Raw genomic sequence first — 26,083 nt, 5'->3', positions numbered from 1 at the left:
CGGCACTGGCTGGTAGTCAGGTCAGTGCGTCTTGAATCAGTTTTTCCTGCTGGGCGGCGTGAGCGCCGGGCAGGCCTGTAGCCGGTGACGCGGCGCTTTCGCGGCCCACATACTGTGGACGCTGGACCTTGTGTCCGCATTCCTGCAGGGCGCGTTCGATGCGTCGGTCTACGAAAATCCATGCGCCGTTGTTCTGTGGTTCTTCCTGGCACCAGATGATCTGTTCGGCGTCCGGGTATAATTCCAGCTGCTGGATCAGGGCGTGGTGCGGGAAGGGATAGAGCTGTTCCAGACGGATGATGGCGACGTCCGTGCGGTTTTGTCGGGTCCGTTCGGCAGTGAGATCGTAGAAGACCTTGCCTGAACATAGAATGATCTTTCTGGCGTCTTTAATCTGCTGTGGGTCTGCCAGAACGGGCTGGAAGCGTGTGTGTGGACCCATTTCTACAAGCGGGGAAGTTGCTTCCTTGTGTCTCAGGAGAGACTTGGGTGTGAAGATAACCAGTGGCTTGCGGCAGCGCCTTGCAATCTGGCGGCGCAGGGCGTGGAAATAGTTTGCGGGGCTAGTGATGTTACAGACGCGCAGATTGTTTTCCGCGCAAAGCTGGAGAATACGCTCTGGTCTGGCTGATGAATGTTCAGGGCCGCCACCTTCGTAGCCGTGTGGCAGTAGGAGCGTCAGGCCTGATGTTCGGAGCCATTTCGTTTCGCCGGAAGCGATGAACTGGTCGAGAATGACCTGTGCACCATTTGCGAAGTCTCCGAATTGAGCCTCCCACAGAACCAGTGCATCTGGATCACCGAGTGAATAGCCGTATTCGAAGCCGAGGACGGCAAATTCGGAGAGCGGAGAATTCCAAAGGTGCAGAGGGACCTGATGGGGCGCGATATGGGCCAGAAGGGTTTCTTCCCGGCCGGTATCCTGATCGAACAGGACGGCGTGACGCTGGCTGAAGGTGCCGCGACGGCTGTCCTGACCTGACAGGCGCACAGGATGCCCGTCCATTGACAGGGTTCCAAAAGCGAGGGCTTCGGCGGTCGCCCAGTCGAGTGGTCCGCCATCAGCTACGGCCTTGCCACGAGCAACGATCTGGCGGGCGAGGCGCGGATGGACGTTCAGTCCCGGCGGGATGGTGCCGATGGCTTCACCAACCATGCGCAGACGTTCCAGTGGGACGCCGGTCATGGGCTGGATGCGTTCGGGCTCGTCCTGAAGGCGTGTGGAGTCCTGGGGGCCGTCCAGCCAGTCTGTGGAGACAGGTCGGTAGTGCTCGGACGCGGCGTATTGTTCTTCCAGTCGGCGCTGGAAATGCTGCCACATATCCTCGACCTGTTCGGCCGTCAGGATGCCCTGGCGGATCAGATGCTCGGCGTAGAGGCGACGGGTGGTTGGACGGGACTGGATGGCGTGCACCATCGCTGGCTGGGTGAAAGCCGGTTCATCCGTTTCGTTGTGGCCATGGCGGCGATAGCAGACAACGTCGAGGACGACGTCTGAATGGAAATCGCGCCGCCATTCATGAGCCAGAAGAGCAGCTCGGGCGACAGCATCCGGATCATCACCATTGACATGCAGGATCGGAGCCTGAATGGATTTGGCGACGTCGGTGTTGTGGATGCCGGAATGGGCATCTGATTGGACGGTGGTGAATCCGATCTGGTTGTTGATGATGACGTGAACCGTGCCGCCGGTGCGATAACCTTCGAGCTTGGAAAGGGCCAGTGTCTCGTAAACGACACCTTGCCCAGCGAAGGCGGCGTCACCGTGAACAAGGATGCCTAGGTGGCGATCACGGTCTTTGTCTTTCTCGCGGTCCTGATCAGCACGGACGCGTCCGAGGACGACGGGATCGACGGCCTCCAGATGGGATGGATTGGGCAGTAGGGAGATGCGCAGTTTGTGGCCTGCGTGTTCCATCGTGGTGGCTGTGCCGAGATGGTATTTTACGTCCCCGGAGCCCTGGATATCGTCTGGTTTGAAGGATGCGCCTGCAAATTCGCTGAAAATGGCGGCGAAGGGTTTGCGCAGGATGTTGGCCATGACGTTCAGGCGGCCACGATGTGGCATGCCGAGCGAAACGGACTTTGCGCCATCGCGGGCGGCGGCGTCGATCAGGGTGCGGAGGGCGACGATAACGCTTTCTCCGCCTTCCAGACCGAAGCGGCGCATACCCATGAAGCGCTTCTGACAGAAGCCTTCGAATCCTTCGGCGCGTGTCAGGGCGAGGAGAATGCGTTCTGGCTCCATAGCGACGACGGGAGCGGTGTTTTCCAGGCGATCAATCCACCACTGACGCTGGGTGGGGTCCTGAATGTGCATGAATTCTGCTGTCAGGGTGCCGGAATATGCGCGACGCAGACGGGCTAGAAGGTCCCGGTCTGCATCGGGAGGACTGAGTTCCGGGATTGCTGGTGTAGTGGCCAGTCCTAAAGGATCGAGTTTGGCCAGGGAATGGCCGCGCAGACGGTAGGCGTTTTTCAGAGCCTCGGCGCTGCCATTTGGTGTGTCTGTTGGGGGGCGGTCGGCGCCGAGGGTTTCGAACAGGGCGGCAAACGCTGGATCAATAGACGCGGGGTCGTTCTGCCAGCGAGCGTGAAGCTCGGCCAGATAGACGGTGTTGGCGCCATTGATGGCATCGCGGTCGTCGCGGTGATCGCCCATGAAAATCGGTCTCCAGTCCCAGGGGGCGCGAACTTTAGCCCATCACGGGAAAGTGGGGAACGCATTTGGATGCAGCATTCCGTGTCAATCTTCAGATGGGGAGAAGAAGCGCCTCATGGAAGTGATGCGTCGTTCAAGCGTCTGTTTTGCAATGGGGGCATCGGTGACGTCAAAGGCGTGATAGGCGCCGGGGACGACATCCAGTTCTACAGAGACGCCGCTTCTGATGAGGCGCTGGGCATAGAGCAGGTCCTCTTCGAGAAAGAGATCGAGAGCGCCGACGGTCATGATGGTTGGTGGCAGGCCGGATAGATCTGTGGCGCGGGCTGGAGCGGCATAAGGGGAAATGTTTTCATCACCGGGACGCGAAGGGGTCAGAAGAATGTCCCATGCGTAGGTATTGCTTGCGCGCGTCCAGACAAATTCTCCGGCGGTGGGGGAGGGGTTGGGAGCGTCATTGACGGTACGATCATCCAGCATGGGGTAGATCAGGTTCTGGAACAGAATGGCCGGGCCGTGTCGGTCTCTGGCAAGCAGGCAGAGTGCAGCGGCAAGATTTCCGCCTGCGCTTTCGCCGGTGACGCCGATTTGGTCACGACGAATGTTGAGGGTCTCGGCGTTGTCATGGATCCAGCAGAGGGTGGTGTAAGCATCTTCGATGCCACCGGGGAATGGCGTTTCGGGTGTCAGGCGATAGTCCGGGGAGATGACCAGGCAGTTTAACTCCTGTGCGAAACGGCAGAGATCACCAGTATTCTGCTCGGGACGGCCGGCGCAGTGTCCGCCACCGTGAAGATGAAGCAGAACCGGGCGTGGAGATGAGGCGGTGTGCGTGGGGCGGATCGTGAGAAGGCGGATCGTTCTTTCATCATCACCGCCTGCTGGAATGTGGCGTTGTTCGAGCGTTACCCGAAAATCTTCGGCGGTCTGGAAAGCTTGTGCTGCCCTGTCTTCCAGTGCGCTTCTTAATGCAGGAAGGGTTTCTGAGCTGAGATCGACAGAGGGGAAAATGTCGAGGGCGGGGCGGAGTTCAGGAAGGACGAGGGGGAGAGTGTTCATGGATGTTCCTCGGAATACATGATGACGCGTCGTCAGGCTTAAACGTCTGTTAAAAACAGGGGTTTGAAAGACAGGATTCAGGCCCAGGTAAAGTTTGCCACAAAAATGCCGCAACTTTTCTGGTTCGAGAGTCGTCTTAGGAGCAGTGCCTGCTGGCCTTTTCCAAAAATCGCCGTGGGCGTGTGGGGAGTTCTGCTCATGCGTGCTCTGTCTGTCTTCTGTCTTGGATTTGCTCTCGGTTTGCCTTTGTCGGGTGTGCAGGCGCAGTCGGTGTCGCATGACGCGCAGAGCGTTCAGAGTCACCTTGTTGAGGATGCGGGAATGTCGGGGGTGGACCGGCGTTTGATTGTCTGTCGGATTAACCCAAAGCTGTTGCATACGGCCTGGGTCGGAGAAGTGAAGGATATTCCGCATCCGCAGGTCTGTACGGGAGGGGCAAACCGGTTGGGGGCAGGATATGTCCGGTATCTTGCGACGAGCAGGGTTTCCAAGACATACAAGCCGCTTAGAGGGTAAGTTTCTTTCGTCTGGGAGAAGGCTGGCATGTGTGGAATAGGCCTTGCCGGGTTTGTGGGGCGGGGCTAGCCTCAGGGGCTATGTCCAACATTTCTCTCGATTATGATGCCCTGACGCAGACACCGGTTGCGGAGAAGCCTTTCCCGCATGTCGTGGTGCCGCATTTCATTAGCAATGATGATCTCAAGGCTGTTGTGGCGGACTTGCCGGAAATGAAATCCGGTGGGTCTTTTCCGCCCGAGGCCTTAAAGCTGACGCCGCGTGTGGCGGCCATGATTGAGGAATTGCAGGGGCCTCGGCTCAAGGCTCTGATTGCGGAAAAATTCGGTCTGGATCTGGCGGATGCGCCGACGATGCTGACGATGCGTGGGCGGACACGGGAAAAAGATGGACGCATCCATCGGGATTCCGACGCCAAACTGGTGACGATCCTGTTGTATCTGAATCCACGGGGTGAAGACTGGGTTTCCCGGGATGGCTGTCTGCGTCTGCTGAATGGTCCGGATGATGTTGAGGACTACGATGTTGAGGTGACACCGGCGGAGGGGACACTTCTGGTGTTTCCGAATGGTCCGACGACCTGGCACGGACATCGGCAGTTTGTTGGGACGCGGTATGCCATCCAGCTCAATTATATGGCGACGGGTCAGAAGGCCCGGTACGAACTGCGACGGCATCGTCTTTCGGCGCTGGTCAAGCGCCTGCCTTTTGTAGGCTGATTTTAAAGGGAACGGAAAAGATCATGGGTTATCGGGTTGCGGTTGCGGGTGCCACGGGAGCGGTGGGGCGCGAACTGCTACGCATTCTGGCGGAACGGAATTTCCCTGTTGACGAGGTTGTGGCGCTCGCGTCGCCGCGCTCGGTCGGGAAAGAAATTTCCTTTGGAGACAAGAAGGTTCTCAAGGTTCAGAATCTTGAGACGTTTGATTTCAAAGGCTGGGATATTGCCCTTTTCTCGCCGGGCGGTGAGATTTCGGCAGTCTATGCGCCGAAGGCTGCGGCAGCGGGTTGTATCGTGATCGATAATACGTCCCATTTCCGTATGGAGCCGGGTATTCCGCTGGTTGTGCCGGAAGTGAATGCTAAAGCGCTGAAGAAGGCGCGTCGTGGCATCATCGCGAACCCGAACTGTTCCACTGCACAGATGGTAGTGGCCCTGAAGCCGTTGCATGATCTCTTCAAGATCAAGCGTATTGTGGTTTCGACGTATCAGGCGGTGTCTGGTGCGGGGAAAGATGGCATGGACGAGCTGTTTGGTCAGACCAAGGGCACGTTCGTGAACGATCCGCCGACGGTTGCGCAGTTTACCAAGCAGATCGCCTTTAACGTCATTCCACATATTGATCGCTTCATGGATGATGGGGCGACCAAGGAAGAGTGGAAGATGGCGGTTGAGACCCGCAAGATTCTCGATCCGGATATTCAGGTTCTGGCGACTTGCGTGCGGGTGCCGGTCTTCATCGGGCATTCCGAGGCGATCAGCATTGAGTGTGAGAAGCCGATTGATCTCAAGAAGGCCCGTGAAGCGCTTCGTAAGGCTCCGGGGGTGATCCTGCGTGATGAACGCGAGGACGGTGGCTATGTGACGCCGATTGAGTGCGTTGGGGAAGATGCGACGTATGTGTCGCGCCTGAGAATTGATCCGACCGTGGAGAATGGTCTGGCGCTCTGGTGTGTCTCTGACAACCTTCGCAAGGGTGCTGCTTTGAATGCCGTGCAGATTGCGGAGAGTCTGGTTGAGCAGGATCTTCTGAAGGATGGGGCGCTGCTTCCTCCGAAGGACTGAGTATCGTTTGCAGATTGGAATGCGCCTGAAGGGAGACCTTCCGGCGCATTTTTTATGTCGGGATAAAGAGGGTTAGCTGTGACTGTTCCACGCACCGAGACCGTTTTGGAAGCAAACCAGACCATTGAGCTTCTTCCTCTGGATGCTCTGCTAGGGCGTTTACTGGAGTCGCAGAAATCTGCGCTGGATCGGGTTGGGGAGGCGCTCCCTTCGATTGAGCGGGCTGTTGACGCTGCTGTGCCACGTCTTCAACGGGGTGGTCGTCTGATTTATGCGGGAGCAGGGACATCTGGTCGGATTGGGGTTCAGGACGGAGTTGAATTGACGCCGACTTTCGGGCTTGCACCGGAGCGTCTAGTTCTGCTGCTTGCGGGCGGAGCGGGGGCCGGGACACAGGCAGTTGAGGGGGCAGAGGATCGTGAAGATCAGGCGCGTCTTGACCTGAGCGAGCATGTTCCGACTGCGGATGATGTGGTGATTGGGGTCGCTGCTAGCGGAAACACGCCCTACACCTGCGCGATGGTACGGGCTGGCCGTGATGCAGGGGCGCTGACGATCGGGGTTAGCGGCAATGCGGATGGGCGTCTGCTTCGGGACGCTGAAATTGGAATTTCTATTCCGACTGGAGCAGAGGTTTTGGCTGGATCAACCCGTATGGCGGCAGGGACCGCGCAGAAGGTAGTGCTGAACCTGTTTTCTACGGCTCTGATGACGCGGCTTGGGCATGTGTATCGTGGGCGTATGGTGGATATGCGCATCAGCAATGACAAGCTTCAGAAACGTGCCGAGCGCATGGTGTCTGAGCTTGCCGGAGGGACTGATGAAGAGGTGCGTGAAGCGCTTTCCTTGGTCGGTGGGAATGTGAAACGGGCTGTTCTGATCCGGCATGGGGTGGCGGCCGATCATGTTGAAGACCTTCTTCAGCGGCATAAGGGTGATCTGCATGCTGTTTTGGCTGCTCTGTAATGCCTGAGACCGGATCGGCCGATCTGCGCTGGGCTATTGGGTTGATGAGCGGCACGTCGCTCGATGGTGTGGATGCGGCCCTTGTTCTTACGGATGGGGAACGCATTGCAGAGTATGGGCCAGGTTTGACGCTTCCGTATGATCAGATGTTACGAGATCGGCTGCGATTGCTTCTGGATCATGCCGCCGAACTTTCTGGCACTGAGGCTGATCTGAAGGATGTCGAACGGGCGGTAACACTCAGGCATGTCGAGGCCGTAACCGCGCTTCGGAACATGGTGCCGACGATTGTACCGGACGTCATTGGCTTTCATGGGCAAACCATTCTGCATCAGCCGGACATTGGGCGAAGCTGGCAGATTGGTGATGGTGCTTTGTTGCAGGAGCAGTGCGGCATTCCCGTTATCTATGATTTTCGGGCACGGGATCTGGATTATGGGGGCGAAGGAGCGCCGCTGGTTCCTGTCCTTCATGCAGCGCTTCTGGAGCGAGAAGAGAAGTCTGTAGCCGTGTTGAATATCGGGGGCGTGGCGAATGTCACGCTGCTGGGGCCGGTTCAGGATGGTGCTCGTCAGGTCTGGGCCTGTGATACGGGGCCAGGCAATGCTTTGCTGGATGATTGGGCGGAGCGTCATACGGGTGTGGCGTGCGATACCGATGGTGCCCTGGCTCGTAAGGGGACAGTGAATCGGGGGGTATTGGAGCGATTGCTGGATAGCCCGTATCTCAAACGTCCGATGCCGAAATCTTTGGACCGGTTGAGCTTTCATGGGTCTGCTATGGAAGCTGTGCAGGCGCTTTCGCCCGAAGATGGGGCTGCAACATTAGTGGCATTTACGGTGGAGGCGATTGCTCGGACACCGATGGATGTTACGCCGGACAGGTGGTTTGTTGCAGGCGGTGGACGACATAATCCGGTGCTGATGGACCGATTGCGTTCGCGCCTTGGAAACGTAGCGTCTGTTGACGCTCTGGGGTGGGATGGTGATGCGTTGGAGGCGCAGTGTTTTGCGCTTCTGGCTGTCCGTTATCTTCGACGGTTGCCCTCTTCATGGCCTCAGACCACAGGAACACGTCAGGCCTGCGTGGCAGGCCGCGCCGTAGCATGACGCAGCCTGCCCCTTGACTTAGACCGGGGCGAGTTCAGGCCATCCGGTTTCTGGGCGGTCAAGATGCTTGAGCAGGTCATGATCGCTGGTGTTCGTCAGATCCTTAGTCAGGGTCTTGAACAGCTTTTTGGTTGTTGGTTTGTCGAGATGCTCGCGGATATCGTGCAGTGCCTGCGCTGGAGCCACGAGGAAAATGCCCTCGATATTGGAATCCTGTGCGGCTTTATTGATGTGCGTCGCCAGATCTTTTGTGAAATGGGCTTTGAGCTGCTCTTTGGGATTTGTGTGAGCTGCTTTGATGGACCCTACGTCTTTGGCAGCGTCGGAGCCTTTATGCAGGTCAAAATTCTCTATGGTGCGAAGCTGGCTTCCTTCCAGGCGAAGAAAGCGGCCTTTTTCGCCGTCAGCGATGACGTAGATGACTGGATCTTGAGTCGCCATTGGAGTGGTCCTTCCGAACAATCAAATGTGTCTCTGTTTTAACGGGTGGGGTGTCGGGAAGTTGCCTTCTCAAGAGGATTCTGACCGATTCCCGAAGCGCTAAGATCCAGAAAAATAAAAGTTATTTCGTGCGAAGATAAAATTTCCGCGGGGAATATGAATTTTTTTCTTGAAACCCGGCGGCGATATGACCACTCTCAATATTGAGCCCACGGAAAACTTTCCCAGAGGGTTCAAGGAGGCGAATATGGCTCTGATGAATACTTTCATGCCGTATATCGGATCAATCGGTGCCGTCACGGCGGTTATTATTTACAATGCATCCCTAAGGGCTGAGCGACCAAGCTTCTCCTATGCGCGTGTAAAGCGCCGACGATAGCGTCCCGAAAGGGACGCGTATCCCTACACTTGATACGTTTTTCCTCTTTCGCCGTTGCTAGCCCTGTTTCACACTGAAGGGCACTATGGCCTTTTTTTTCAAAAAACCACGCAATGCTTCTCCTCCTCATGGGCGGACTGGCGTTCTTCTCCTCAATCTCGGGACACCTGACGATACTGGCTACTTTGCTGTACGTCGTTACCTGAGTGAGTTTCTTTCTGATCGACGCGTGATTGAAAGTCCGCCGTTGATCTGGCAGCCCATTTTGCAGGGCATCATCCTTACAAAACGTCCATTCGCCAGTGGTGCTAATTATGCACGCATCTGGGATCGCGAAGAGAATGCTTCGCCATTGCGAGTTTATACCCAGCGACAGGCTGAGAAGCTGGCTTTGCGTCTCGAGAGCGATGGCGTGCCTGTTGAATGGGGAATGCGTTACGGGCAGCCGTCTGTGGCACAGGGTGTGGAAAGCCTGATGGATAAAGGGTGTGACCGGATCATCAGCATTCCGCTTTATCCGCAGTATTCAGCGACGACGACTGCGACAGCGAACGATCATCTTTTCCGTGCACTTATGAAGTTACGCCGTCAGCCTTCTGTGCTGACGATGCCGTCTTTTCCGGATCACCCGTTGTTTGTCCGTGCGTTGGAACAGTCTGTTCGTAAGACTTTGGAGGGTTTGTCTTTCAAGCCTCAGGCTATTGTTGCCTCCTTTCATGGATTGCCGAAAACCTGCGTTGAAAAAGGCGATTCCTATCAGGAAGAGTGTCAGCGTACGATTGTAGCCTTGCGGAAAGCATTGGGATTTAGTGATGAGCAGATGCCGCTCACATTCCAGTCTCGCTTTGGGCCGCTGGAGTGGATCCAGCCTTATACGGCACCTTATGTTACCGCGCTGCCCAAGCAGGGGGTCACCAAGATTGCGGTGATTATGCCCGGCTTTATGTCGGATTGTATTGAGACACTCGACGAAATTGGCAATGAGCTTCGTGAGGAATTCATGCATGCTGGCGGTGAAGAGTTCGCCATGATTCCGTGTTTGAACGATACGGACGAAGCCATCGACCTTTTGGAGGGTCTTTCCCGGTCTGCGCTTAAGGGATTTCAGTTTTCCTGAGAGGTGATTGAGAGCGTTTGGAAGAGAAAACGCCCGGCTTCAGGCCGGGCGTTTCTGTTTTCAGAAGTGTTGGTTGGGCTGAGCCTGGGGCGCAGGCGCCGGTGTATTGGGGCCTGGTTCAGGGTGTTCGGCGTCATACCATTCTGCTTTCTGCTTGGTGGATGCTGCATCATGATGACGCTGCCACCAGCTGGCATTCGGGTCTGCTGGGTGTTCCTTGTCCCAAAGAGCTGCTTTCTCGCGCAGATCCTTGCGATACAGATGACGGCGGTACATGCCGGCAGCACATCCTCCCATGGCACCGACAACGGCATGGTGATTGGCAAGGTGACCGCCGACAGCACCGGCTGCGCCGTATTTGATACAGCCGCCTGGCTCGGCAAGGGCTGGAGTAGCGGTTAGCAGGGCTGCAAAAGCCAGTGCGGATCGCGTTAAACGGATCGTCATGATGGATGTGATCTCTCGTCGATGTCTCTTTGGGAAAAAAGAGACTTTCCCAATGTCGAAATTAGGGGTGTGCAGGAGAGGTTTCAACTCATCTTGGGCGTATCTGACATTTTACGCTTGAACTGCATCCGGATTTTTCATATAACTGTGGCATTGAGCCATAAGTCGCTTAGCTGATGGTTCGATAATTCATATTGAAAATAAGATTTTACGAGAGGCTCATCCCGATGGATGCAGCCTCTTTTTTTTGTGCGCCAAGCAGGATTTCAGAGTGTGGATATTTCCGGTTTCGACCTTTCTGGTCTGCTCGCCGACATCCCGGCTCGATATGAGCTGTGGGTGGCTTTACTGATTATTGGATGCAAACTGGTTACGGTCTTTTTGCCTCCCCCACAGAATACATCACGATTCAACGGAATTTACCGTCTGGTGGCCCTTCTGGGGCTGAATATTGGCTGGGCTGCCAACCGTCTGGAACGGCAGGTCAGCAAGAAGGTCGTTGTCCCGAAAGACGGAGAGAGCGTGAAAACAGACGCTGCTCCGGGAGCAACTGATCCTTCTCCTGGCAAGGCTCCGCAACAAGGCGCCTGACAGGGTTATTTTTCAAACACTATTCAATACGGATCATGAAAATATGAATGCTATTTCCAGCCGAATTCTGGATCAGCACACGGCTGTTCGTCGCGTGCTTCCGAACTATCGCTCGTCCCGGTGGACGATTGCTGACGCGCTGAAGGTTCGTACGGACGATCCGACAACGACAATGCCGGTAATCGACTACAATTTCCCGGTCATGTCTAACGATGTGATGATCTGGGACAGTGGCACCCTTCGTGACATGCATATGCGCACTGTGACGTATAAGGGCTGGTTTGTTCTCTGGTCCCTGGCTGTGGACAAAATCGACAAGACCAATGCCAAGATTTATGACGAATGGCACTCCCGCAATGATCGCGCCTATATCGGCTATTGGTACAGCGCCGACGGTGTTGAGTGGACATGGGGTGGCCGCCTGTTTCAGACGTCTGCTGATCTGCGTCCCTGGGAGTGGTCCGGTTCTCTGGTGATGCGTGAAGGCAGCGAGAACAAGGTCGACATGTTCTACACGTCCGTTGGTGCGCCGGATGGTAATTCTGTTCCGGCTGTTTGCTCCGGCACCATTCATGCTGATGACAAGGGTGTCTGGTTTGAGGGCTTCTCGGCCAGCACGGAAATGTTCAAGGCGGATGGCGTTTATTATGCCAACGCTTCTGAAGATGCGTATTTCGATTTTCGTGACCCGCAGCCGTTCATCAATCCGGGCGATGGCGAGCTTTATACGCTGTTCGAAGGCAATGTTCCTGGCATGCGGGGGCAGTTTGTCGTCGGTTCTGACGAGATGGGCCATGTTCCGCCAGGTTATGCGGTGGATCCGGGTGCGCAATATGGTGCTGCGGCAATCGGTCTCTCCCGGTGTGTGTCCAACTGGCGTAAGGGCGATTATTCCCGTTGGGAGCTGATGCCTGCTCTGGTGACGGCTCTGGGCGTGAATGACCAGACGGAGCGTCCGCATTTCGTCTTCAAGGACGGTCTGACCTATCTGTTCACCATCAGCCATCATTCCACCTATACGGGCAAAAGTACGGGCCCTGATGGTGTGTATGGTTTCGTCTCCGAGAAGGGAATTTTTGGTCCCTACAAGCCTTTGAACAGCTCGGGTCTGGTACTTGGTAACCCGTCTTCGCAGCCGTATTCGACGTATTCGCATTTTGTGGATGCGCAGGGCTACGTTCAGTCGTTTATCGATACGATTCCGGCGGCTGGCCAGAATGCTGAAAGCCCTGATACCTATCGTATTGGCGGCACGCTTGCTCCGACGGTGCGTCTGGTTCTTGATGGTGACCGGACGTTCCTGACGGAAGTTCATGACTATGCTCAGGTTTTTGCGCAGGTCGCCTGGCCGACTTCTCTGGCCTATGACGTTCGCGCCTGATTTTTATAAAGGCAGGGTTCGTTCTGCCTGAAAATCGGGATTGAGACATTGTGAAAGCCATCCCCTGCGTGGGGGTGGCTTTTCATTTTTCTGGAGCGTTGATTGATGATGGAACGCAGGCTCGGAAAGCTGCCACCCCGTTATGATGCGCGGACCTATCGGTTTTCGCCCGTTCTGGCGGCGCGTGTTCCAGAGGTTCCGGAAAGTCAGGACTGGTCTGAAGGTGTGCCTTATCAAATGTGGGGCAATGATCGGTTCGGGTGCTGTGCGTTTGCTGCGCACGCGGCTCTTACGGCTACCTGGACCAAGGCGGCTCAGGGGCTGGTTCTTCTGTCCAGCGAGCAGGTTCTGCAGAATTATGGCGCAGTTACGGGATTTGATCCGGTAACCGGCCAGAACGATAATGGCACTGTTCTGCTTGAACAGTTGGGATACTGGAAGAGAAACGGCTTTGTACGGCCTGGTCAGACCAAAGATTATCTGACGGCCTACGGGGTTATTGATTCCCATTCCGTCAATGGGATCAAGCGGGGTATTTCTTATCTTGGAGGCGTTCTGGCGGGGGTGCAGGTGCCTCGTGGGTTCCTTGATCTTCCATTGGGTGCGAATTGGGATTGGGACGCCATTCAGGATCATGCCTATGTAGGCGGTCATGCGATCGCACTGACGGGTTACACGGCTGAGGGTGTATTTTTCAATACATGGGGCAATCGGACATTTATGCCCTGGGATACATTGCTGCGGATCTGCGATGAGGCTTACGGGCTCGTCAGTCGGCAGAATTGGCTGACAGTGTGCGGTGTTTCTCCCAAAGCAGAAGATCTTCATGCACTCGTTGCGGAAATGAGTGCGGCATGAGGTTGTTCTATGTTTTGCCCGTATGGCTTTTGCTGTCGGGTTGTGTCTTTACCAGCGGTGCGCAGACTTCAATTAGCGCTGCACTGGCTGGTGTTCAAAAAGACCTGACGAAAGCGGGTGTTGTAAGCGCTTCGGATGTGCAGAACTGGTCTGAAGCGCAGACAGCCCATTTTGATGCCAATGTTCGTGCGTTGCAATGTGCGCAGCGAAACGTGGACCCTGTTGTTGCGCTTGTTTCCGGACCTGTAGCCATGCAATTGAATGGTACTCTGACCCAGTCTGGTTCTTTTTCTGTTTCGGCCCTGACGAGCGTTCCTGTTCTGGGCATTACGGCAGAGGCCAGCCGTTCAAAAACACAGCAATTGAGTTTGCCCGTGCAGTTTGTGCCTCTCTCTGCGTTGCCGGATGCAGAAATGCAGCGTGAGGTTGAATATGCAGGGGCTTTGATGAGCCAGTCCGACACTATTCGTGAAAGCGAAGGGGAGAAAATTCTGATGTCTCGGCAGACGTTGGCGGCGCATATTCTGGAGCTTCAAAAGCTGGATGTTTTGAAACTATGCAAAGCCGATCAGCCTGTTCGTCCATTCGTAGGACTACATGAGTACTGAGAAGCAGAAAGCGTAAGGTCAAAGTTGTATATGGAATGCGTACGGAAGAGCATTTTCTTCTTTGCTCTCATCAGATTTTCTGATTCCCGTTAAATCGGCTGGTCGGAGTGAGAGGATTCGAACCTCCGGCCCCTGCGTCCCGAACACAGTGCTCTACCAGGCTGAGCTACACTCCGTGCCGATGGCGCTTCTCCTAACGGGGATTTACAGAATGCGCAAGAGGGCGCGTCTGAAAATCAGACGGGGAGCAGCAATCTTTTGAGGTGTCGCCATGAAAATAGCACCGTGGTTACTTCTCCTTGAAGGTTCCAGACTGGTAAAAGACCGACGCCGCCGTCTTCGACGGGGACTCTTGAGTCTGCAGAGTCATCACGGTTATCGCCCATCACGAAGAGCTTGCCTGCTGGAACCGTAAACATAGGAACGGTGTCGAGTGTTCCTATGGTTGTTAATTTGAGAATGTCGTGGTGAGACCCGTCGGGGAATGTTTCCTCATATCGTCTTGCAGGGGTAGATATTCCCGGGTGGAGTTCTGCCTGGCCCTGTCCTTTGTCGTGCCAGGGAAGGGTTTTTCCATTTAGAACGACACGACCGTTGGATAGAGCAATCGTGTCCCCCGGCAGCCCAATGACACGTTTGACCCAGGTTTCATTCAGGTTGGCAGGGGCTCGGAAAACGACCACATCTCCGCGATGCGGCAAGCGGGTAAAAAGACGGAAATGCGGAAGAACCGAAAGTCGCGCTGCGAAAGGAAGATTGGCTGTTCCCCATCCATAAGATGGTACGGCAGCGATGATTTCGTCGCCGATTTCGAGTGTTGGCTCCATTGAGGCCGAAGGCACGACATAACCAGCACCTAATGCGCTGTGAATGAAAAACGCGCCAAGCAGCAAAGGAAGCGCGGGAAAAATTTTTTGGAATGTACGTCGCAGGGTCATTAGGTATCTCCGTCGTGCAATAGAATGTCACACGGAAGGGCGTCTGCAACTTAAGTTCTGGACACTTTGTGTCAGGAAAAAAGCAGGCAATCCGTCATGGATCGCCTGCTGAGAATGCTCAGAGAGCCTTTTCAAGTGCGGGAAGGACCTCGAACAGGTCACCCACGATACCGTAATCGGCGACACGGAAGATGGGGGCTTCCGGGTCCGTGTTGATGGCTACAATGACGCGGCTGTCCTTCATGCCGGCCAGATGCTGGATTGCGCCAGACAGGCCAACAGCAATGTAGAGTTCCGGAGCCACGATCTTGCCGGTCTGGCCGACCTGCATTTCGTTCGGGGCAAAGCCGGAGTCCACAGCGGAACGGGATGCACCGATAGCGGCGTTCAGCTTGTCGGCAATGGGTTCGAGCAACTTGAAGTTTGCTGCGTCTTTCATGCCCTTGCCGCCCGAGATGACCACGCGGGCAGCTTCGAGTTCCGGGCGATCGGAGGCAGAGAGTTCCACCTTCACGAAAACGGACTTTTCGCTGACTGGTGCGTCCAGTGTCTCAACCGGAGCGGAGCCGCCGTCTTTCGGAGCGGGATCAAAGCTGGAACCCCGAACCGTCAGAATCTTGATGGCGTCTGAAGACCGGACGGTTGCCAGTGCATTGCCTGCGTAGATCGGACGAACGAACGTTTCGGCATCCTTGATTTCGACCACATCCGGGATGGGTTGAACGTCAAGCAGGCCCGCCAGACGCGGCAGAATATTCTTTCCGCTGGCAGAGGCAGACGCCACGATGTGGCTGTAGTCCTTTGCGATGGACGCCAGCAGATCGGCGGCAGGTTCGGCCAGATCCGTGGCTAGGCCGGGCACGGACAGAACCCGCTTGACACCAGGCAGGGCTGCGGCAGCGCTGGCGCCCTCACCAAAAACGATGGCGTCTACATCGCCAAAGCGTGCGGCGGCTGTCAGGGCTGAACGTGATGCCTGACGGACTTCGCCATTCTCGACTTCGAGCAGAACAAGAGCGGTCATCAGATCACCTTCGCTTCTGTCTTGAGCTTTTCGACCAGTTCGGCCGCATTGCCTAGCTTGATACCTTCCTTGCGTTCTGCCGGCTCTGCGACAGAAACGACAGTAAGGCGGGAGGCAAGATCAACGCCGAGATCGGCAGCCTCAAGCGTTTCAAGCGGCTTCTTACGAGCCTTCATGATGTTTGGGAGGGACGCATAGCGCGGCTCGTTGAGGCGCAGATCGGCTGTCACCACGGCGGGAAGTGCCAGAGAAACAACTTCCGTACCACCGTCGATTTCGCGAGAAACTTCAATGCGGCCGTCCGCAACGGTCACCGCACTGGCGAACGTGCCTTGTGGCCAGCCAAGTTTGGCTGCCAGGATCTGGCCGGTTGCGTTCATGTCGTCATCGATGGCCTGCTTGCCCATGCAGACAAGACCCGGCTGCTCACGTTCGACAATGGCTTTCAGCGCATTGGCGACGGCGCGCGGCTCAAGCGTATCGTCTGTTTTGACCAAAATGGCCCGGTCTGCACCCATGGCCATTGAGGTACGCAGAATGTCCTGCGCCGCCTGGACACCAATGGTCACGACGACCACTTCAGTTGCCACGCCTTTTTCGCGCAGGCGGATGGCTTCTTCCACCGCAATTTCATCGAACGGATTCAGGGACATTTTTAGGCCCTGCGTTTCGACACCACTACCATCGGCCGCTACACGCACCTTGACGTTGTAATCGACCACCCTTTTGACTGGGACCAGAATTTTCATCGTGATCTTTCGCTGCTGACGCCGCTGGAAAAACGGGCGCCACCGTAGCGGAAATGGATCAGAAAGTCACATTCCGGTCAGAAAGCGGCCCGTGTGCTTGAAAGAGTTACATCCCGACGGGGTAGTTTGGGCCGCCGCTACCTTCAGGTGTACACCATTCGATATTCTGCGTCGGGTCTTTGATATCGCAGGTTTTGCAATGGACACAGTTCTGCGCATTGATGCGCAGGGACCACTCATTTTCCCCGCTTTTTTCCTGCTCGTAGACACCTGCCGGGCAGTAACGGCTCTCTGGTGCGTCAAACACATCATGATTGACGGTGCGCCAAATGGCTTCGTTACGCAGCTTCAGATGGACAGGCTGGTTTTCCTCGTGATTGGTGGCGCTGAGGAAAACCGAGCTGACGCGATCGAAGGTCAGGACGTTGTCTGGCTTTGGATAATCGATCTGCTCGCAAAGTGCTGATGGACGTAGCGTCTCATTGTCGGCATGCGGATGATGCAGTGTCCAAGGGGCGCGGCCACGCAAGATCATGCTGTCGATGCCCGCGTAAAGCGCACCAGCCTTCATGCCCCATTTGGCAAAAGCCGGACGGATATTGCGGACATCGCGCAGTTCGGACCAGAGCCAGGAATTGCGGACGCGTTCTGTCAGGCTGGAGGCTTCCGTGCACTCGGTCTGGAGCGCTTCGGCCACAGCCTCGGCGGCCAACATGCCGGATTTCATGGCGGTATGTGTTCCCTTGATTTTGGGAACGTTCAGGAAGCCTGCTGAGTCACCCGCCAGAACGCCGCCGGGGAATGTCAGGCGAGGAATGGACTGAAGGCCGCCTTCAGAGAGCGCGCGGGCGCCGTAGATCAGGCGTTTGCCACCCTCGAAGTGTTCCCGGAAAGCAGGGTGCAGCTTCGTGCGCTGCATTTCCTCGAAGGGCGAAAGGTAGGTGTTGCTGTAGTCTAGGCCGGTTACGAAGCCATAGCTGACCAGATTGTCCCCGAAATGGTAGAGCCATGCGCCACCATAGGTGTGGTCATCCAGCGGCCAGCCAAAGCTGTGCTGGACGAGGCCGGGGCGATGCTTTTCCTTCGGGACCTCCCAGACTTCCTTGATGCCAAGGCCGTAAGTCTGGGTATCGACACCCTTGCGTAGGCCAAAACGCTTCATGGCGTGGGCGCTCAGGGAGCCGCGTGCGCCTTCGGTCAGGATTGTCTGTTTGGCACGGAGGATCATGCCGGGTGTGAAGTTGGGGCCATGCGTGCCGTCACGCTCGATGCCCATGTCGCCCGTAATGACGCCAGCAACACGATTGTTTTCAATGAACAGTTCAGCGCCTGCAAAGCCGGGATAGATCTCAACACCGAGGGCTTCGGCCTGTTCACCCAGCCAGCGACAGACTTCCCCGAGGGACACCACATAATTGCCGTGGTTCGCCATATGGGGCATGACGCGGTCCAGATACGGAATCTGAATGGCGCGCTTTTCCGTCAGGAACAGCATACGTTCTTCCGTGACTTCCGTGTTCAGCGGCGCTCCAAGAGAGCGCCAGTCTGGCAGGAGTTCCTCAAGCGAACGCGGTTCGATGACGGCACCAGAGACGATGTGTGCACCGATCTCGCTCCCTTTTTCGATCAGGCAGATCGACGCGTCCGGCGCAATCTGTCGGAGGCGGATCGCCGCGGACAGACCGGCGGGGCCACCACCGACCACCACGACATCGAATTCCATTTCTTCGCGTTCGATCTGGGTCATGATGTCAGGAACTCACTGTAGTCAGATAAAGGGACGGCGCCTCAAGGGCGCCGGGTAAAGGTCCAGTAGAAGGGCTGTCTGCCTTCCCGGAAGGCTTTTGCCTCATATCGGGTTGGGGACCATCCTTCGGGACGTTCCGTCTCCGGAGGGGGGGCATCAAACAGATCCTGCTTGCCCATCACTTCGATCACCCAGTCCTGATAGACAGGGTGATCGCTCGCCACGCGCCAGATGGCACCCGGCTTGAGAACCCGATGGAGCTCCCGAAGGTTCTCCGGATGCACGAAGCGACGCTTTGCATGGCGTGACTTGGGCCATGGGTCCGGGAACATCAGATAGGCGCGGTCCAGGCAGCCATCCGGCATATCCTTGAGCAGAAGACGTGCGTCTTCTGGCCAGATCCGGAAATGCTCGGGTGGTGGTGCTGTATCTTCCTCACCGTCTGGCACGAGGCGCGACATCAGGGAGCACAGGCCGTTCTCGAAAACCTCTGAGGCAATGTACCCGACATCCGGGTTCATTTCAGACTGGGCAGCAGCATGTTCGCCGCCGCCAAATCCGATTTCAAGAAAGACGCGCGAGACCGGCGAGGAAAACCCGGCGGTTGGGTTCCCTGCGGACGCAAAAGTGAAGCGCGGCAGCGTCTTTTCAAGAAGATGCTGCTGTCTTGCCCGGAGCGGATGGCCGCGCTGGCGGCCGTAAAGCCGCTCCGGCTGGGGTTTGAGAGACTGTGTCAGGGTCTTACCTGTTCAGTGCGTTACGGAGGGTATCAACCAGATCCGTCTGTTCCCAGGTGAAGTTGTCCAGAGCAGCATTCGGCACGCGGCCGAAGTGACCATAGGCGGACGTCGGAACATAGATCGGGCGGTTCAGGCGCAGATGCTTGCGGATGCCGCGCGGGGACAGATCCACAACTTCATTGAGGAGCAGGCCGAGGCGTGCTTCGTCGATGTCCTTGCCTGTGCCGTCGAGGTCCACATAGACCGAAAGCGGCTTGGAGACGCCGATGGCGTAGCTGAGCTGGATTGTGCAGCGATCTGCGAGACCAGCGGCAACGACGTTCTTGGCAAGGTAACGCGCAGCATAAGCAGCCGAACGGTCAACCTTCGTGGGGTCCTTGCCTGAGAATGCGCCACCACCATGAGGGGCTGCACCACCGTATGTGTCTACGATGATCTTACGACCTGTCAGACCAGCATCACCATCCGGGCCACCAATGACGAAGTTGCCGGTCGGGTTCACATAGAACTCGTCTTCCGGGCAGCTCCAGCCATTTGGCAGAACGTCATTGACCACGCCGCGAAGCGTTTCGCGGATCGTGTTCTGGCTCATGCCTTCAGCGTGCTGCGTGGAAATCACGACAGACGTCACGCCAACCGGCTTGCCATCGACATAACGCAGCGTGACCTGGCTCTTCGCGTCCGGAAGAAGGCCGGCGCCACGGGCGTCGCCGTTCTTGCGGTAGTCGCGGATACGCTCAAGGATCGTCTGGGCGTAGAACAGCGGAGCCGGCATCAGGTTTTCGGTTTCGCGTGTTGCGAAGCCGAACATGATGCCCTGATCGCCAGCGCCTTCGTCCTTGTCGCTGCCGCTGTCCACGCCTTGGGCGATATCAGCGGACTGCGCGTGCAGGTAAGACGTGATCTCGGCATTTTTCCAGGAGAAGCCTTCCTGGTCGTAGCCAATGTCCTTGATGGCCCCGCGTGCGCGGTCGATCAGCGTGTCTTCGACAGCCTTCGGGCCACGGACTTCACCGGCCAGGATGACACGGTTCGTCGTGACCAGCGTTTCACAGGCAACGCGGGCTTCCGGATCGGCTTCAAGATAAGCGTCCAGGACGGTGTCGGAGATACGGTCTGCCACCTTGTCGGGATGGCCCTCGGAAACGGATTCAGAGGTGAACAGGAAATCGCCGTGATTGCGCACTCAGGGACCTCGCAGGGAATGAGTGGTGAAAAGGGCCGCAGACGCCATGACGGACGGACTGCAGCATTCAGGAAGGCACGGCTTGGCGGAATTGCACGCAGGGGTCAAGTGCCTTGGGGAAGGTGAAGGGAATTTTCTCTCAACGTCCTGTGTAAGATATTGTGAAACAAGAAAGAATATAGATCGTTATCTACGATCCGGCATGGTGAAGAAACAGGGGCAGACGAACGCTTTTTTTCAAGATATGTATAGCCGGGTCAAAAACGCCGTATCTCAACGAGGGACACATGGCATACGTTGTAAGCTTCTTTAGCGGTAAATCATGTCTGGTGACGGGAGCCGGAGGTAATATCGGCCTTGCAACCGCTTTGCGTCTTGCAGAGATGGGAACGGACATTGCCCTGCTGGATATGAATGCGGATGCTCTTGCGAAAGCTGAAGCCGCTGTTCGCGAAAAGGGTGTGAACGTACAGTCTTATGTCTGCGACGTGACGTCTGAGTCTTCCGTCAATGACGTGGTCAGCCGTGTGATCTCCGATTTCGGGAAAATCGACTTTCTGTTTAACAATGCGGGATATCAGGGCGCTTTTGCTCCGGTTCAGGACTATCCGGCTGAAGATTTTCCGAAGGTTCTGAACATCAACGTCACGGGCGCTTTCCATGTTCTGAAAGCGGTCTCGCGGCACATGATCGAGAATGGCTACGGACGCATTGTGAACACGGCCAGCATGGCGGGCGTCAAGGGACCACCGAACATGGCGGCTTATGGTGCCTCCAAGGGGGCGATCATTGCCCTGACCGAAACCGCTGCTTATGACCTCGCACCATACAATATCCGGGTGAATGCAATCAGCCCGGGTTACATGGGGCCGGGCTTCATGTGGGATCGTCAGGTTGAGCTTCAGGCGAAGGCAAACACGCAGTATTTCTCAACCAATCCGCAGGAAGTCGTCAAGCAGATGATCGGGAGCGTTCCGATGCGTCGATATGGCGATATCAATGAAATCCCCGGTGTGGTCGCGTTCCTCCTTGGTGACGATTCCAGCTATATGACTGGTGTAAATCTGGAAATTTCTGGAGGCTGATAGACCTCTTTTTCGTCGGGCGGTTAAACTGCTCGACGAAGTACGTCCGCCATGCCGTACAGGCCCGGTGGCTGCTGTGCGAGCCATTGGGCTGCCATGATGGCTCCGCGGGCAAAGACCCTGCGATCGAGGGCGCGGTGAGACAGAGTGATCTGTTCGTCTGCCGCCATGAACATCAGGTCGTGTTCGCCAACGATCTGGCCGCCGCGCAGGGATGCGAAACCGATGGCTCCGTCCGGGCGGGCGCCGTTCTGGTCCAGGCGCATGACATCTTCCAGAGCAATGCTTCGTCCTTCCGCGACAGCCCGGCCAATCGCAAGGGCTGTGCCGGATGGGGCATCCACTTTCTGGCGATGGTGAACTTCGACAATTTCTGCGTCGTATCCCGGCAAACCCGCGCCAAGCTGTCTGGCGAGCTCCAGAAAAAGCGTCAGGGCGGGGGAGAAATTGGCGGCTTGAAGGACTGGAATATGCTTTGAAGCCTCCATGACAGCGGCCTGATCGTCAGCGCCAAGCCCTGTTGTGCCAAGAACCCACGGACATTTTGCGTCTGTAAACGCTTTGGCATGGACCTGAACCGTGGAGCCATGACTGACATCGATTACGACGTCGCAGCCTTCGGCAAGACGCGTCGGACTGGATGTAATGTTCCGACTTTCATCGGCGTGACGTGATAGTCCCCCGACCAATGACGTTCCGGCCTCCTCAGCGCAAAGTGAGCCCAGCCGGCCTGTAATGCCAGCGATACCGATGCGGGGAGAAATCGTCATAATCCGTGCCTGACCGTCAGAAACTGTTGGCTGCAACCTAGGGGATTATTGGCGCGCGTCAAAACGCTGGCGGGCATTCTCGATTTCATCCCGATGGGTAACGGCCCATCGCCCAAAAGCTTCTGTAATACTCTGGAGGGAGCGGCCCAGATCTGTCAGGGCGTAGTCGACGCGGGGCGGGGTTGTTGGTGTCACTGTGCGTTTGACTAACCCGTCCCGTTCCAGATTTCGCAGCGTCAGAGTCAACATACGCTGTGAAATTCCCTCAATGGAGCGGCGAAGCTCACTAAAGCGCATGGAGCCGTCCCCCAGAATTCGAACGATCAGGATACTCCACTTGTCTCCCACGCGAGCCAAAATAGCGCGGACAACGGCGCATGTGTCGCTCTCGTGCGTTATGGGGGGAGGAAGGGTACTAACATCCATGTGCCTATGATCCCTGAATGTGCCGTCTTGCGAAGGTGTGAGAAAGGTTTCTTATCTTGTGCTGGTTACGATCAGGAACCGGAAGAGAAAAGATGAAACTCCTTCATATCGACTCCAGCATTCTCGGCGGTTTTTCCGCTTCCCGTCAGCTCAGCATTGCGATTGTTGAGCGTTATCGCCAGAAACATCCGGATCTGGAGGTCACATCCCTTGATCTGGCCGCAGAACCGCTTCCGCACCTGGATGGCGAATCACTGTCATTTCTGGGGAAAGAGCTGACAGCCGATGCCGCGTCCAATCCTGTGCTCGTGGCGGGTGCAAAGGCTCTGGCCGATTTCAAGGCAGCCGACATCCTTGTGCTTGGTGTGCCGATGTACAATTTCGGAATTCCCAGCCAGCTCAAGGCCTGGATCGATCGTATTGCAATCGCCGGTCAGACGTTCCGTTATGGGGCAAATGGCGTCGAAGGCCTTGCCGGTGGCAAGACGGTCGTGATCGCTGGCGCCCGTGGCGGCATCTACTCAGAAGGAACGCCACAGGCTGTTTTTGAGCATCAGGTGACCTACATCAAGGCCGTTCTTGGTTTCCTTGGTGTTACGGATATTAAGGTCATCGAGGCTGAAGGCCTTGCTACAAATGGTGGCAATGACCGCCCTCGTATCCTTGCGGAAGCAGAGAGCGCCATTGCTGCTCTTTAAAGTTTAGTCCGTTACGCCGGTATCCGGCCCGAATGTCTCGTAGCGCAGACGTTCGGCTGGAATGCCGGCTTTCGGGAGAGATTGCACCATCTCGCGCATGAAGCCGGTTGGACCACACAGGTAGTAGGCTGCGTTTTCTGGAAGATGTGACGCAATCCAGTCCGCATCGGGCCGACCGTCTACAGACGTCAGGCGAGTATAAAGGCTGATGTTTTCTGAGGCGTCTGCAAGCTCGCGCAGTTTACTGGAAAAAGGAGCGGCTTCCGCAGAATGTGCGATCTGAATAACGCTGACCGGAACGGCGTCTGATTTTTCTGCCAAAGATTCGATCATGCCGATCATGGGCGTGATCCCGATTCCAGCGCAGATGAATGCAACGGGCGTTTCAATCTTCTCCGGGAGAACGAACTCGCCCGCCGGTGGTGACAGGCGAACCTCATGCCCCACACTGTCTGCGCTGTTGAGCCATGTTGAGACGATACCGTTTGGCACATGCCGGACACTGATGGTGTATCCATCGTGACTTGGCTTTGACGTGATGCTGTAATTGCGACGTGTCTGACCATGGCTTGGAATATTCAGATCCACGCCAAGATACTGGCCAGGAACAGCCTGAATGACGCTCTTGCCATCCACTGGCTTGAGTTCGAGCGTTGTCACGTTCTCACATTCCCTATGGGCCTGAGCGATCGTGAAAGAACGCCAGCCTGTCCAACCCCCTTCAGCTTGAGCGCTTGTATCGTAAAGCTGGTGTTCGCGACCGATCAAAATATCGGCCAGAGCCCAGTATGCCCGACCCCAGGCATCCAGGATTGCTGGTGTCGCGGCCTCACCCAGAACATGCTGGATCGCTCCAAGAAGCGCCGTTGCGACATGCGGATAATGTTCGGGCAGGATTTCCAGACTGACATGCTTCTGGGCAATGCGTTCTACCGCGCCACCCAGAACGCCAAGATTATCGATGTTCTTCGCATACGCCAGAACAGCCATGGCCAGAGCGCGAGGCTGCGTTCCCTTGGACTGATGGGTCGGGTCAAACATTTCAGCAATGGCAGGGTCGGCCAGCAGACGACGATACATCTCGGTTGTGATGTCGAGGCCGTGCGCTTCCAGTGCAGGAATGGTCGCCTTGATGACGGCGATAACATCTGGAGTAAGGCTGCGGTCTGAAGAGGACATGATAGGTCTTCTTAAAGGTGTATAACAAATACATCTTTAGGCGCGTGACTTCGCCTCGTCAATCTGCCAGAGGAGTCGTATGCGCCTCACCCTTCACACTGACTATGCTCTGCGGACCCTGCTTTATCTGGGTGGACGACCTTCCGTGCGTGTCTCCATCCGCGACATCGCGCAGGCTTACGGGATTTCAGAAAACCATCTCGTGAAGGTCGTGCATCGTCTGGGACAGGGGCAATTCATCACAACCACAAGAGGGCGTGGCGGTGGTCTGACACTGGGGCGTCCGGCACAGGAAATCGGGATAGGAGAGGTTGTTCGTTTCACGGAAGACGACATGATGCTGGTGGATTGCGAAGGGCGTGCCGCCGGAAACCGGGCCTGCATCCTGTCTCCATCTTGTCATTTGCGCGGCGTACTGGGTGAGGCGCTCGGTGCATTCCTGGCAGTTCTGGATCGCTATACGCTCGCAGATCTCTTGCGACCTGCCGATCTGGCGCGGTTGTTTCCAGAACTGACGCAGCCTTTGTCGGGTAATTCTGAAAAAGGCTGACTTCACTTTTTGTGCATCTGAATGGGTGCATGGCGTGCTCCTAATCCGTGCAATGTGATTGGAAGAGTTCGACATCCCGGGCGAAAGTTAGCCGTTACTTCTGGTCATCAGACTGAAGAAAAGGATGTGACGTTCATGCCTGATGCAACAATGGCTGAGCAGGTCTCGAAAAAGCCTGGTTTTATTGCCGCCCTTGATCAAAGTGGCGGATCAACCCCCAAAGCCCTTGCCCAATATGGTATCGAACCCGATGCCTATTCCAATGATGCAGACATGTTCCGGCTGATGCACGAAATGCGGGTCCGGATCATCACGTCTCCTGCGTTTCAGAGTCATGAAGTTCTGGCCGCAATCCTGTTTGAGAAAACCATGGATGGCACGGTCGGGGACGTCCCTGTTCCCACCTATCTCTGGAAAAACTGTGGCATTGTCCCGTTCCTCAAGATCGACAAGGGGCTGGAAGAAGAAAAGGATGGCGCTCAGTTGATGAAGCCCATTCCCGGTCTGGATGCTCTTCTGGAGCGTGCGGCCAAACTGGGGGTGTACGGAACCAAGGAGCGCTCAGTAATCCGATTAGCCAATCCCGAGGCTATCAAGGCGATTGTTCAGCAGCAGTTCGACATTGCGGCTCAGGTTGCCTCTCACGGGCTGGTTCCCATCATGGAGCCTGAAGTTCTGGTCAAAAGTCCTGAGAAAGCAGACGCTGAGGCCATTCTTGCCAAGGAACTGGCCCTCGGTCTGGACGCGCTGCCCGGTGATTATCCGGTCATGCTGAAGGTCACGATCCCTGAAAAGGCAGACCTGTATGCAGAGATAATGAAGCATCCCCGGATGCAGCGTGTTGTCGCATTGTCAGGTGGTTATCCGCTGGATGAGGCCTGCCAGAAGCTTAAGGCCAATCACGGCATGATCGCTAGTTTCTCCCGTGCGCTCGTGGATGATCTGCGCGTGTCCCAGTCCGATCAGGAGTTCAATGCGATCCTGAGCAAAGTGGTGGACCGGATTTACGATGCTTCGGTCAACAAGACCTGAAGCAGTCGAGAGGTCTGTCTTAGCACAGGCCTCTTTTCG

At 56.3% G+C, this 26,083-nt stretch carries 27 protein-coding genes and 1 tRNA gene; 14 read left to right on the top strand and 14 right to left on the bottom strand.

What is annotated here, in order from left to right:
• Positions 1-16: 16 nt before the first annotated feature.
• Together GJA01_RS08325 and GJA01_RS08320 are read right to left on the bottom strand one after the other, a co-directional pair.
• Positions 17-2,662: a 2-oxoglutarate dehydrogenase E1 component gene (locus GJA01_RS08325; protein WP_062504552.1), complete on the bottom strand. Its 2,646-nt coding sequence runs from the start codon at positions 2,660-2,662 to the stop codon at positions 17-19.
• An 84-nt stretch (positions 2,663-2,746) separates the two neighbouring features.
• Positions 2,747-3,721 (bottom strand): alpha/beta hydrolase, encoded by a 975-nt coding sequence (locus GJA01_RS08320; RefSeq protein WP_062504551.1) that lies wholly within the window; start codon positions 3,719-3,721, stop codon positions 2,747-2,749.
• Positions 3,722-3,919: 198 nt separating this feature from the next.
• Between GJA01_RS08320 and GJA01_RS08315 the strand changes: the two genes are divergently transcribed.
• The 5 genes from GJA01_RS08315 to GJA01_RS08295 all read left to right on the top strand — a co-directional run bounded on the left by GJA01_RS08315 (position 3,920) and on the right by GJA01_RS08295 (position 8,098).
• Positions 3,920-4,237, top strand: a complete 318-nt coding sequence (locus tag GJA01_RS08315) for a hypothetical protein (RefSeq protein ID WP_010503379.1) — start codon at positions 3,920-3,922, stop codon at positions 4,235-4,237.
• Positions 4,238-4,317: 80 nt separating this feature from the next.
• On the top strand, positions 4,318-4,956 hold the full coding sequence (locus tag GJA01_RS08310; RefSeq protein WP_010503380.1) for a 2OG-Fe(II) oxygenase family protein: 639 nt from the start codon (positions 4,318-4,320) through the stop codon (positions 4,954-4,956).
• Positions 4,957-4,979: 23 nt separating this feature from the next.
• Positions 4,980-6,023: an aspartate-semialdehyde dehydrogenase gene (locus GJA01_RS08305; RefSeq protein ID WP_010503381.1), complete on the top strand. Its 1,044-nt coding sequence runs from the start codon at positions 4,980-4,982 to the stop codon at positions 6,021-6,023.
• Between the two features lie 78 nt (positions 6,024-6,101).
• Entirely contained in the window at positions 6,102-6,989 is an 888-nt protein-coding gene (locus GJA01_RS08300) for an N-acetylmuramic acid 6-phosphate etherase (protein ID WP_062504549.1), read from the top strand.
• A complete protein-coding gene (locus tag GJA01_RS08295) occupies positions 6,989-8,098 on the top strand; it encodes an anhydro-N-acetylmuramic acid kinase (RefSeq protein WP_062504547.1) in 1,110 nt (369 codons plus the stop codon). The genes GJA01_RS08300 and GJA01_RS08295 overlap by 1 nt, the downstream gene beginning before the upstream one ends.
• Before the next feature lie 18 nt (positions 8,099-8,116).
• Here GJA01_RS08295 and GJA01_RS08290 read toward each other — a convergent pair whose 3' ends face one another.
• Positions 8,117-8,539, bottom strand: coding sequence for a host attachment protein (locus GJA01_RS08290; protein WP_062504545.1), 423 nt, complete (start codon positions 8,537-8,539; stop codon positions 8,117-8,119).
• Positions 8,540-9,003: 464 nt separating this feature from the next.
• Here GJA01_RS08290 and hemH point away from each other — a divergent pair, with 464 nt between their 5' ends.
• Positions 9,004-10,035 (top strand): ferrochelatase, encoded by a 1,032-nt coding sequence (gene hemH / locus GJA01_RS08280; RefSeq protein WP_062504543.1) that lies wholly within the window; start codon positions 9,004-9,006, stop codon positions 10,033-10,035.
• A gap of 60 nt (positions 10,036-10,095) precedes the next feature.
• Here hemH and GJA01_RS08275 read toward each other — a convergent pair whose 3' ends face one another.
• Positions 10,096-10,482, bottom strand: a complete 387-nt coding sequence (locus GJA01_RS08275) for a hypothetical protein (protein ID WP_062018376.1) — start codon at positions 10,480-10,482, stop codon at positions 10,096-10,098.
• Positions 10,483-10,713: 231 nt separating this feature from the next.
• On the opposite strand from GJA01_RS08275, the gene GJA01_RS08270 reads away from it, so the two are divergent.
• From GJA01_RS08270 to GJA01_RS08255, 4 genes are all read left to right on the top strand, one after another.
• The gene (locus GJA01_RS08270) at positions 10,714-11,073 is read left to right on the top strand and encodes a hypothetical protein (RefSeq protein WP_062504541.1); all 360 of its coding nucleotides are present in this window, start codon (positions 10,714-10,716) and stop codon (positions 11,071-11,073) included.
• A 43-nt stretch (positions 11,074-11,116) separates the two neighbouring features.
• Positions 11,117-12,454, top strand: a complete 1,338-nt coding sequence (locus GJA01_RS08265; RefSeq protein WP_062504539.1) for a glycoside hydrolase family 68 protein — start codon at positions 11,117-11,119, stop codon at positions 12,452-12,454.
• Between the two features lie 105 nt (positions 12,455-12,559).
• Entirely contained in the window at positions 12,560-13,312 is a 753-nt protein-coding gene (locus GJA01_RS08260; RefSeq protein ID WP_062018371.1) for a C1 family peptidase, read from the top strand.
• On the top strand, positions 13,309-13,920 hold the full coding sequence (locus GJA01_RS08255) for a hypothetical protein (RefSeq protein ID WP_062504537.1): 612 nt from the start codon (positions 13,309-13,311) through the stop codon (positions 13,918-13,920). Before GJA01_RS08260 ends, GJA01_RS08255 begins: the two co-directional genes overlap by 4 nt.
• A gap of 99 nt (positions 13,921-14,019) precedes the next feature.
• Here GJA01_RS08255 and GJA01_RS08250 read toward each other — a convergent pair.
• The 7 genes from GJA01_RS08250 to metK all read right to left on the bottom strand — a co-directional run bounded on the left by GJA01_RS08250 (position 14,020) and on the right by metK (position 20,304).
• Positions 14,020-14,096 (bottom strand) — tRNA-Pro (locus tag GJA01_RS08250).
• A gap of 60 nt (positions 14,097-14,156) precedes the next feature.
• A complete protein-coding gene (gene lepB / locus GJA01_RS08245) occupies positions 14,157-14,858 on the bottom strand; it encodes a signal peptidase I (protein ID WP_062504535.1) in 702 nt (233 codons plus the stop codon).
• Positions 14,859-14,976: 118 nt separating this feature from the next.
• Positions 14,977-15,882, bottom strand: a complete 906-nt coding sequence (locus tag GJA01_RS08240; RefSeq protein ID WP_062025554.1) for an electron transfer flavoprotein subunit alpha/FixB family protein — start codon at positions 15,880-15,882, stop codon at positions 14,977-14,979.
• Positions 15,882-16,631, bottom strand: coding sequence for an electron transfer flavoprotein subunit beta/FixA family protein (locus tag GJA01_RS08235; protein WP_062025556.1), 750 nt, complete (start codon positions 16,629-16,631; stop codon positions 15,882-15,884). The genes GJA01_RS08240 and GJA01_RS08235 overlap by 1 nt, the downstream gene beginning before the upstream one ends.
• Positions 16,632-16,737: 106 nt before the next feature.
• Positions 16,738-18,378 carry an electron transfer flavoprotein-ubiquinone oxidoreductase gene (locus GJA01_RS08230; protein ID WP_062504533.1) on the bottom strand — a complete coding sequence of 547 codons (1,641 nt, stop codon included), beginning with the start codon at positions 18,376-18,378 and terminating at the stop codon, positions 16,738-16,740.
• Between the two features lie 41 nt (positions 18,379-18,419).
• A complete protein-coding gene (gene trmB / locus GJA01_RS08225) occupies positions 18,420-19,115 on the bottom strand; it encodes a tRNA (guanine(46)-N(7))-methyltransferase TrmB (RefSeq protein WP_082204547.1) in 696 nt (231 codons plus the stop codon).
• A 4-nt stretch (positions 19,116-19,119) separates the two neighbouring features.
• A complete protein-coding gene (metK, locus tag GJA01_RS08220) occupies positions 19,120-20,304 on the bottom strand; it encodes a methionine adenosyltransferase (protein WP_062504531.1) in 1,185 nt (394 codons plus the stop codon).
• A gap of 287 nt (positions 20,305-20,591) precedes the next feature.
• On the opposite strand from metK, the gene GJA01_RS08215 reads away from it, so the two are divergent.
• On the top strand, positions 20,592-21,389 hold the full coding sequence (locus GJA01_RS08215) for an SDR family NAD(P)-dependent oxidoreductase (protein ID WP_062504529.1): 798 nt from the start codon (positions 20,592-20,594) through the stop codon (positions 21,387-21,389).
• A gap of 23 nt (positions 21,390-21,412) precedes the next feature.
• On the opposite strand, the gene dapB is transcribed toward GJA01_RS08215, so the two are convergent.
• Both dapB and GJA01_RS08205 read right to left on the bottom strand, forming a co-directional pair.
• Complete coding sequence (gene dapB / locus GJA01_RS08210) at positions 21,413-22,159, bottom strand: 4-hydroxy-tetrahydrodipicolinate reductase (protein WP_172794483.1); 747 nt, start codon at positions 22,157-22,159, stop codon at positions 21,413-21,415.
• Positions 22,160-22,204: 45 nt separating this feature from the next.
• Positions 22,205-22,585, bottom strand: coding sequence for a winged helix-turn-helix transcriptional regulator (locus tag GJA01_RS08205; RefSeq protein WP_023944099.1), 381 nt, complete (start codon positions 22,583-22,585; stop codon positions 22,205-22,207).
• A gap of 92 nt (positions 22,586-22,677) precedes the next feature.
• Here GJA01_RS08205 and GJA01_RS08200 point away from each other — a divergent pair, with 92 nt between their 5' ends.
• Positions 22,678-23,283: an FMN-dependent NADH-azoreductase gene (locus GJA01_RS08200; RefSeq protein WP_062504525.1), complete on the top strand. Its 606-nt coding sequence runs from the start codon at positions 22,678-22,680 to the stop codon at positions 23,281-23,283.
• Positions 23,284-23,286: 3 nt separating this feature from the next.
• Here the strand turns inward: GJA01_RS08200 and hmpA are convergent, their stop codons facing one another.
• Positions 23,287-24,462 (bottom strand): NO-inducible flavohemoprotein, encoded by a 1,176-nt coding sequence (gene hmpA, locus GJA01_RS08195; protein ID WP_062504523.1) that lies wholly within the window; start codon positions 24,460-24,462, stop codon positions 23,287-23,289.
• Positions 24,463-24,541: 79 nt separating this feature from the next.
• Here hmpA and GJA01_RS08190 point away from each other — a divergent pair, with 79 nt between their 5' ends.
• Both GJA01_RS08190 and GJA01_RS08185 read left to right on the top strand, forming a co-directional pair.
• Complete coding sequence (locus GJA01_RS08190) at positions 24,542-25,012, top strand: Rrf2 family transcriptional regulator (RefSeq protein ID WP_010503415.1); 471 nt, start codon at positions 24,542-24,544, stop codon at positions 25,010-25,012.
• A 135-nt stretch (positions 25,013-25,147) separates the two neighbouring features.
• Entirely contained in the window at positions 25,148-26,044 is an 897-nt protein-coding gene (locus tag GJA01_RS08185) for a fructose bisphosphate aldolase (protein ID WP_062504521.1), read from the top strand.
• Positions 26,045-26,083 lie beyond the last annotated feature (39 nt).

The sequence above is a fragment of the Gluconobacter japonicus genome (assembly GCF_002723975.1).
In the GTDB taxonomy this organism is placed as follows: Bacteria; Pseudomonadota; Alphaproteobacteria; order Acetobacterales; family Acetobacteraceae; genus Gluconobacter; species Gluconobacter japonicus.
The sequence above is the reverse complement of the archived record's forward strand: the minus strand, read 5'-3'. Positions and strand labels throughout refer to the sequence as shown.

Coding starts and splice junctions, on each gene's coding strand:
- GJA01_RS08290 (WP_062504545.1), bottom strand. CDS start 8,539: ATGGCGACTCAAGATCCAGTCATCTACGTCATCGCTGACGGCGAAAAA.
- GJA01_RS08315 (WP_010503379.1), top strand. CDS start 3,920: ATGCGTGCTCTGTCTGTCTTCTGTCTTGGATTTGCTCTCGGTTTGCCT.
- GJA01_RS08270 (WP_062504541.1), top strand. CDS start 10,714: ATGCAGCCTCTTTTTTTTGTGCGCCAAGCAGGATTTCAGAGTGTGGAT.
- GJA01_RS08305 (WP_010503381.1), top strand. CDS start 4,980: ATGGGTTATCGGGTTGCGGTTGCGGGTGCCACGGGAGCGGTGGGGCGC.
- GJA01_RS08275 (WP_062018376.1), bottom strand. CDS start 10,482: ATGACGATCCGTTTAACGCGATCCGCACTGGCTTTTGCAGCCCTGCTA.
- hemH (WP_062504543.1), top strand. CDS start 9,004: ATGGCCTTTTTTTTCAAAAAACCACGCAATGCTTCTCCTCCTCATGGG.
- GJA01_RS08190 (WP_010503415.1), top strand. CDS start 24,542: ATGCGCCTCACCCTTCACACTGACTATGCTCTGCGGACCCTGCTTTAT.
- GJA01_RS08260 (WP_062018371.1), top strand. CDS start 12,560: ATGATGGAACGCAGGCTCGGAAAGCTGCCACCCCGTTATGATGCGCGG.
- GJA01_RS08310 (WP_010503380.1), top strand. CDS start 4,318: ATGTCCAACATTTCTCTCGATTATGATGCCCTGACGCAGACACCGGTT.
- dapB (WP_172794483.1), bottom strand. CDS start 22,159: ATGACGATTTCTCCCCGCATCGGTATCGCTGGCATTACAGGCCGGCTG.
- GJA01_RS08320 (WP_062504551.1), bottom strand. CDS start 3,721: ATGAACACTCTCCCCCTCGTCCTTCCTGAACTCCGCCCCGCCCTCGAC.
- GJA01_RS08255 (WP_062504537.1), top strand. CDS start 13,309: ATGAGGTTGTTCTATGTTTTGCCCGTATGGCTTTTGCTGTCGGGTTGT.
- GJA01_RS08235 (WP_062025556.1), bottom strand. CDS start 16,631: ATGAAAATTCTGGTCCCAGTCAAAAGGGTGGTCGATTACAACGTCAAG.
- GJA01_RS08240 (WP_062025554.1), bottom strand. CDS start 15,882: ATGACCGCTCTTGTTCTGCTCGAAGTCGAGAATGGCGAAGTCCGTCAG.
- GJA01_RS08205 (WP_023944099.1), bottom strand. CDS start 22,585: ATGGATGTTAGTACCCTTCCTCCCCCCATAACGCACGAGAGCGACACA.
- GJA01_RS08325 (WP_062504552.1), bottom strand. CDS start 2,662: ATGGGCGATCACCGCGACGACCGCGATGCCATCAATGGCGCCAACACC.
- lepB (WP_062504535.1), bottom strand. CDS start 14,858: ATGACCCTGCGACGTACATTCCAAAAAATTTTTCCCGCGCTTCCTTTG.
- hmpA (WP_062504523.1), bottom strand. CDS start 24,462: ATGTCCTCTTCAGACCGCAGCCTTACTCCAGATGTTATCGCCGTCATC.
- GJA01_RS08200 (WP_062504525.1), top strand. CDS start 22,678: ATGAAACTCCTTCATATCGACTCCAGCATTCTCGGCGGTTTTTCCGCT.
- GJA01_RS08185 (WP_062504521.1), top strand. CDS start 25,148: ATGCCTGATGCAACAATGGCTGAGCAGGTCTCGAAAAAGCCTGGTTTT.
- GJA01_RS08295 (WP_062504547.1), top strand. CDS start 6,989: ATGCCTGAGACCGGATCGGCCGATCTGCGCTGGGCTATTGGGTTGATG.
- GJA01_RS08265 (WP_062504539.1), top strand. CDS start 11,117: ATGAATGCTATTTCCAGCCGAATTCTGGATCAGCACACGGCTGTTCGT.
- GJA01_RS08215 (WP_062504529.1), top strand. CDS start 20,592: ATGGCATACGTTGTAAGCTTCTTTAGCGGTAAATCATGTCTGGTGACG.
- GJA01_RS08230 (WP_062504533.1), bottom strand. CDS start 18,378: ATGACCCAGATCGAACGCGAAGAAATGGAATTCGATGTCGTGGTGGTC.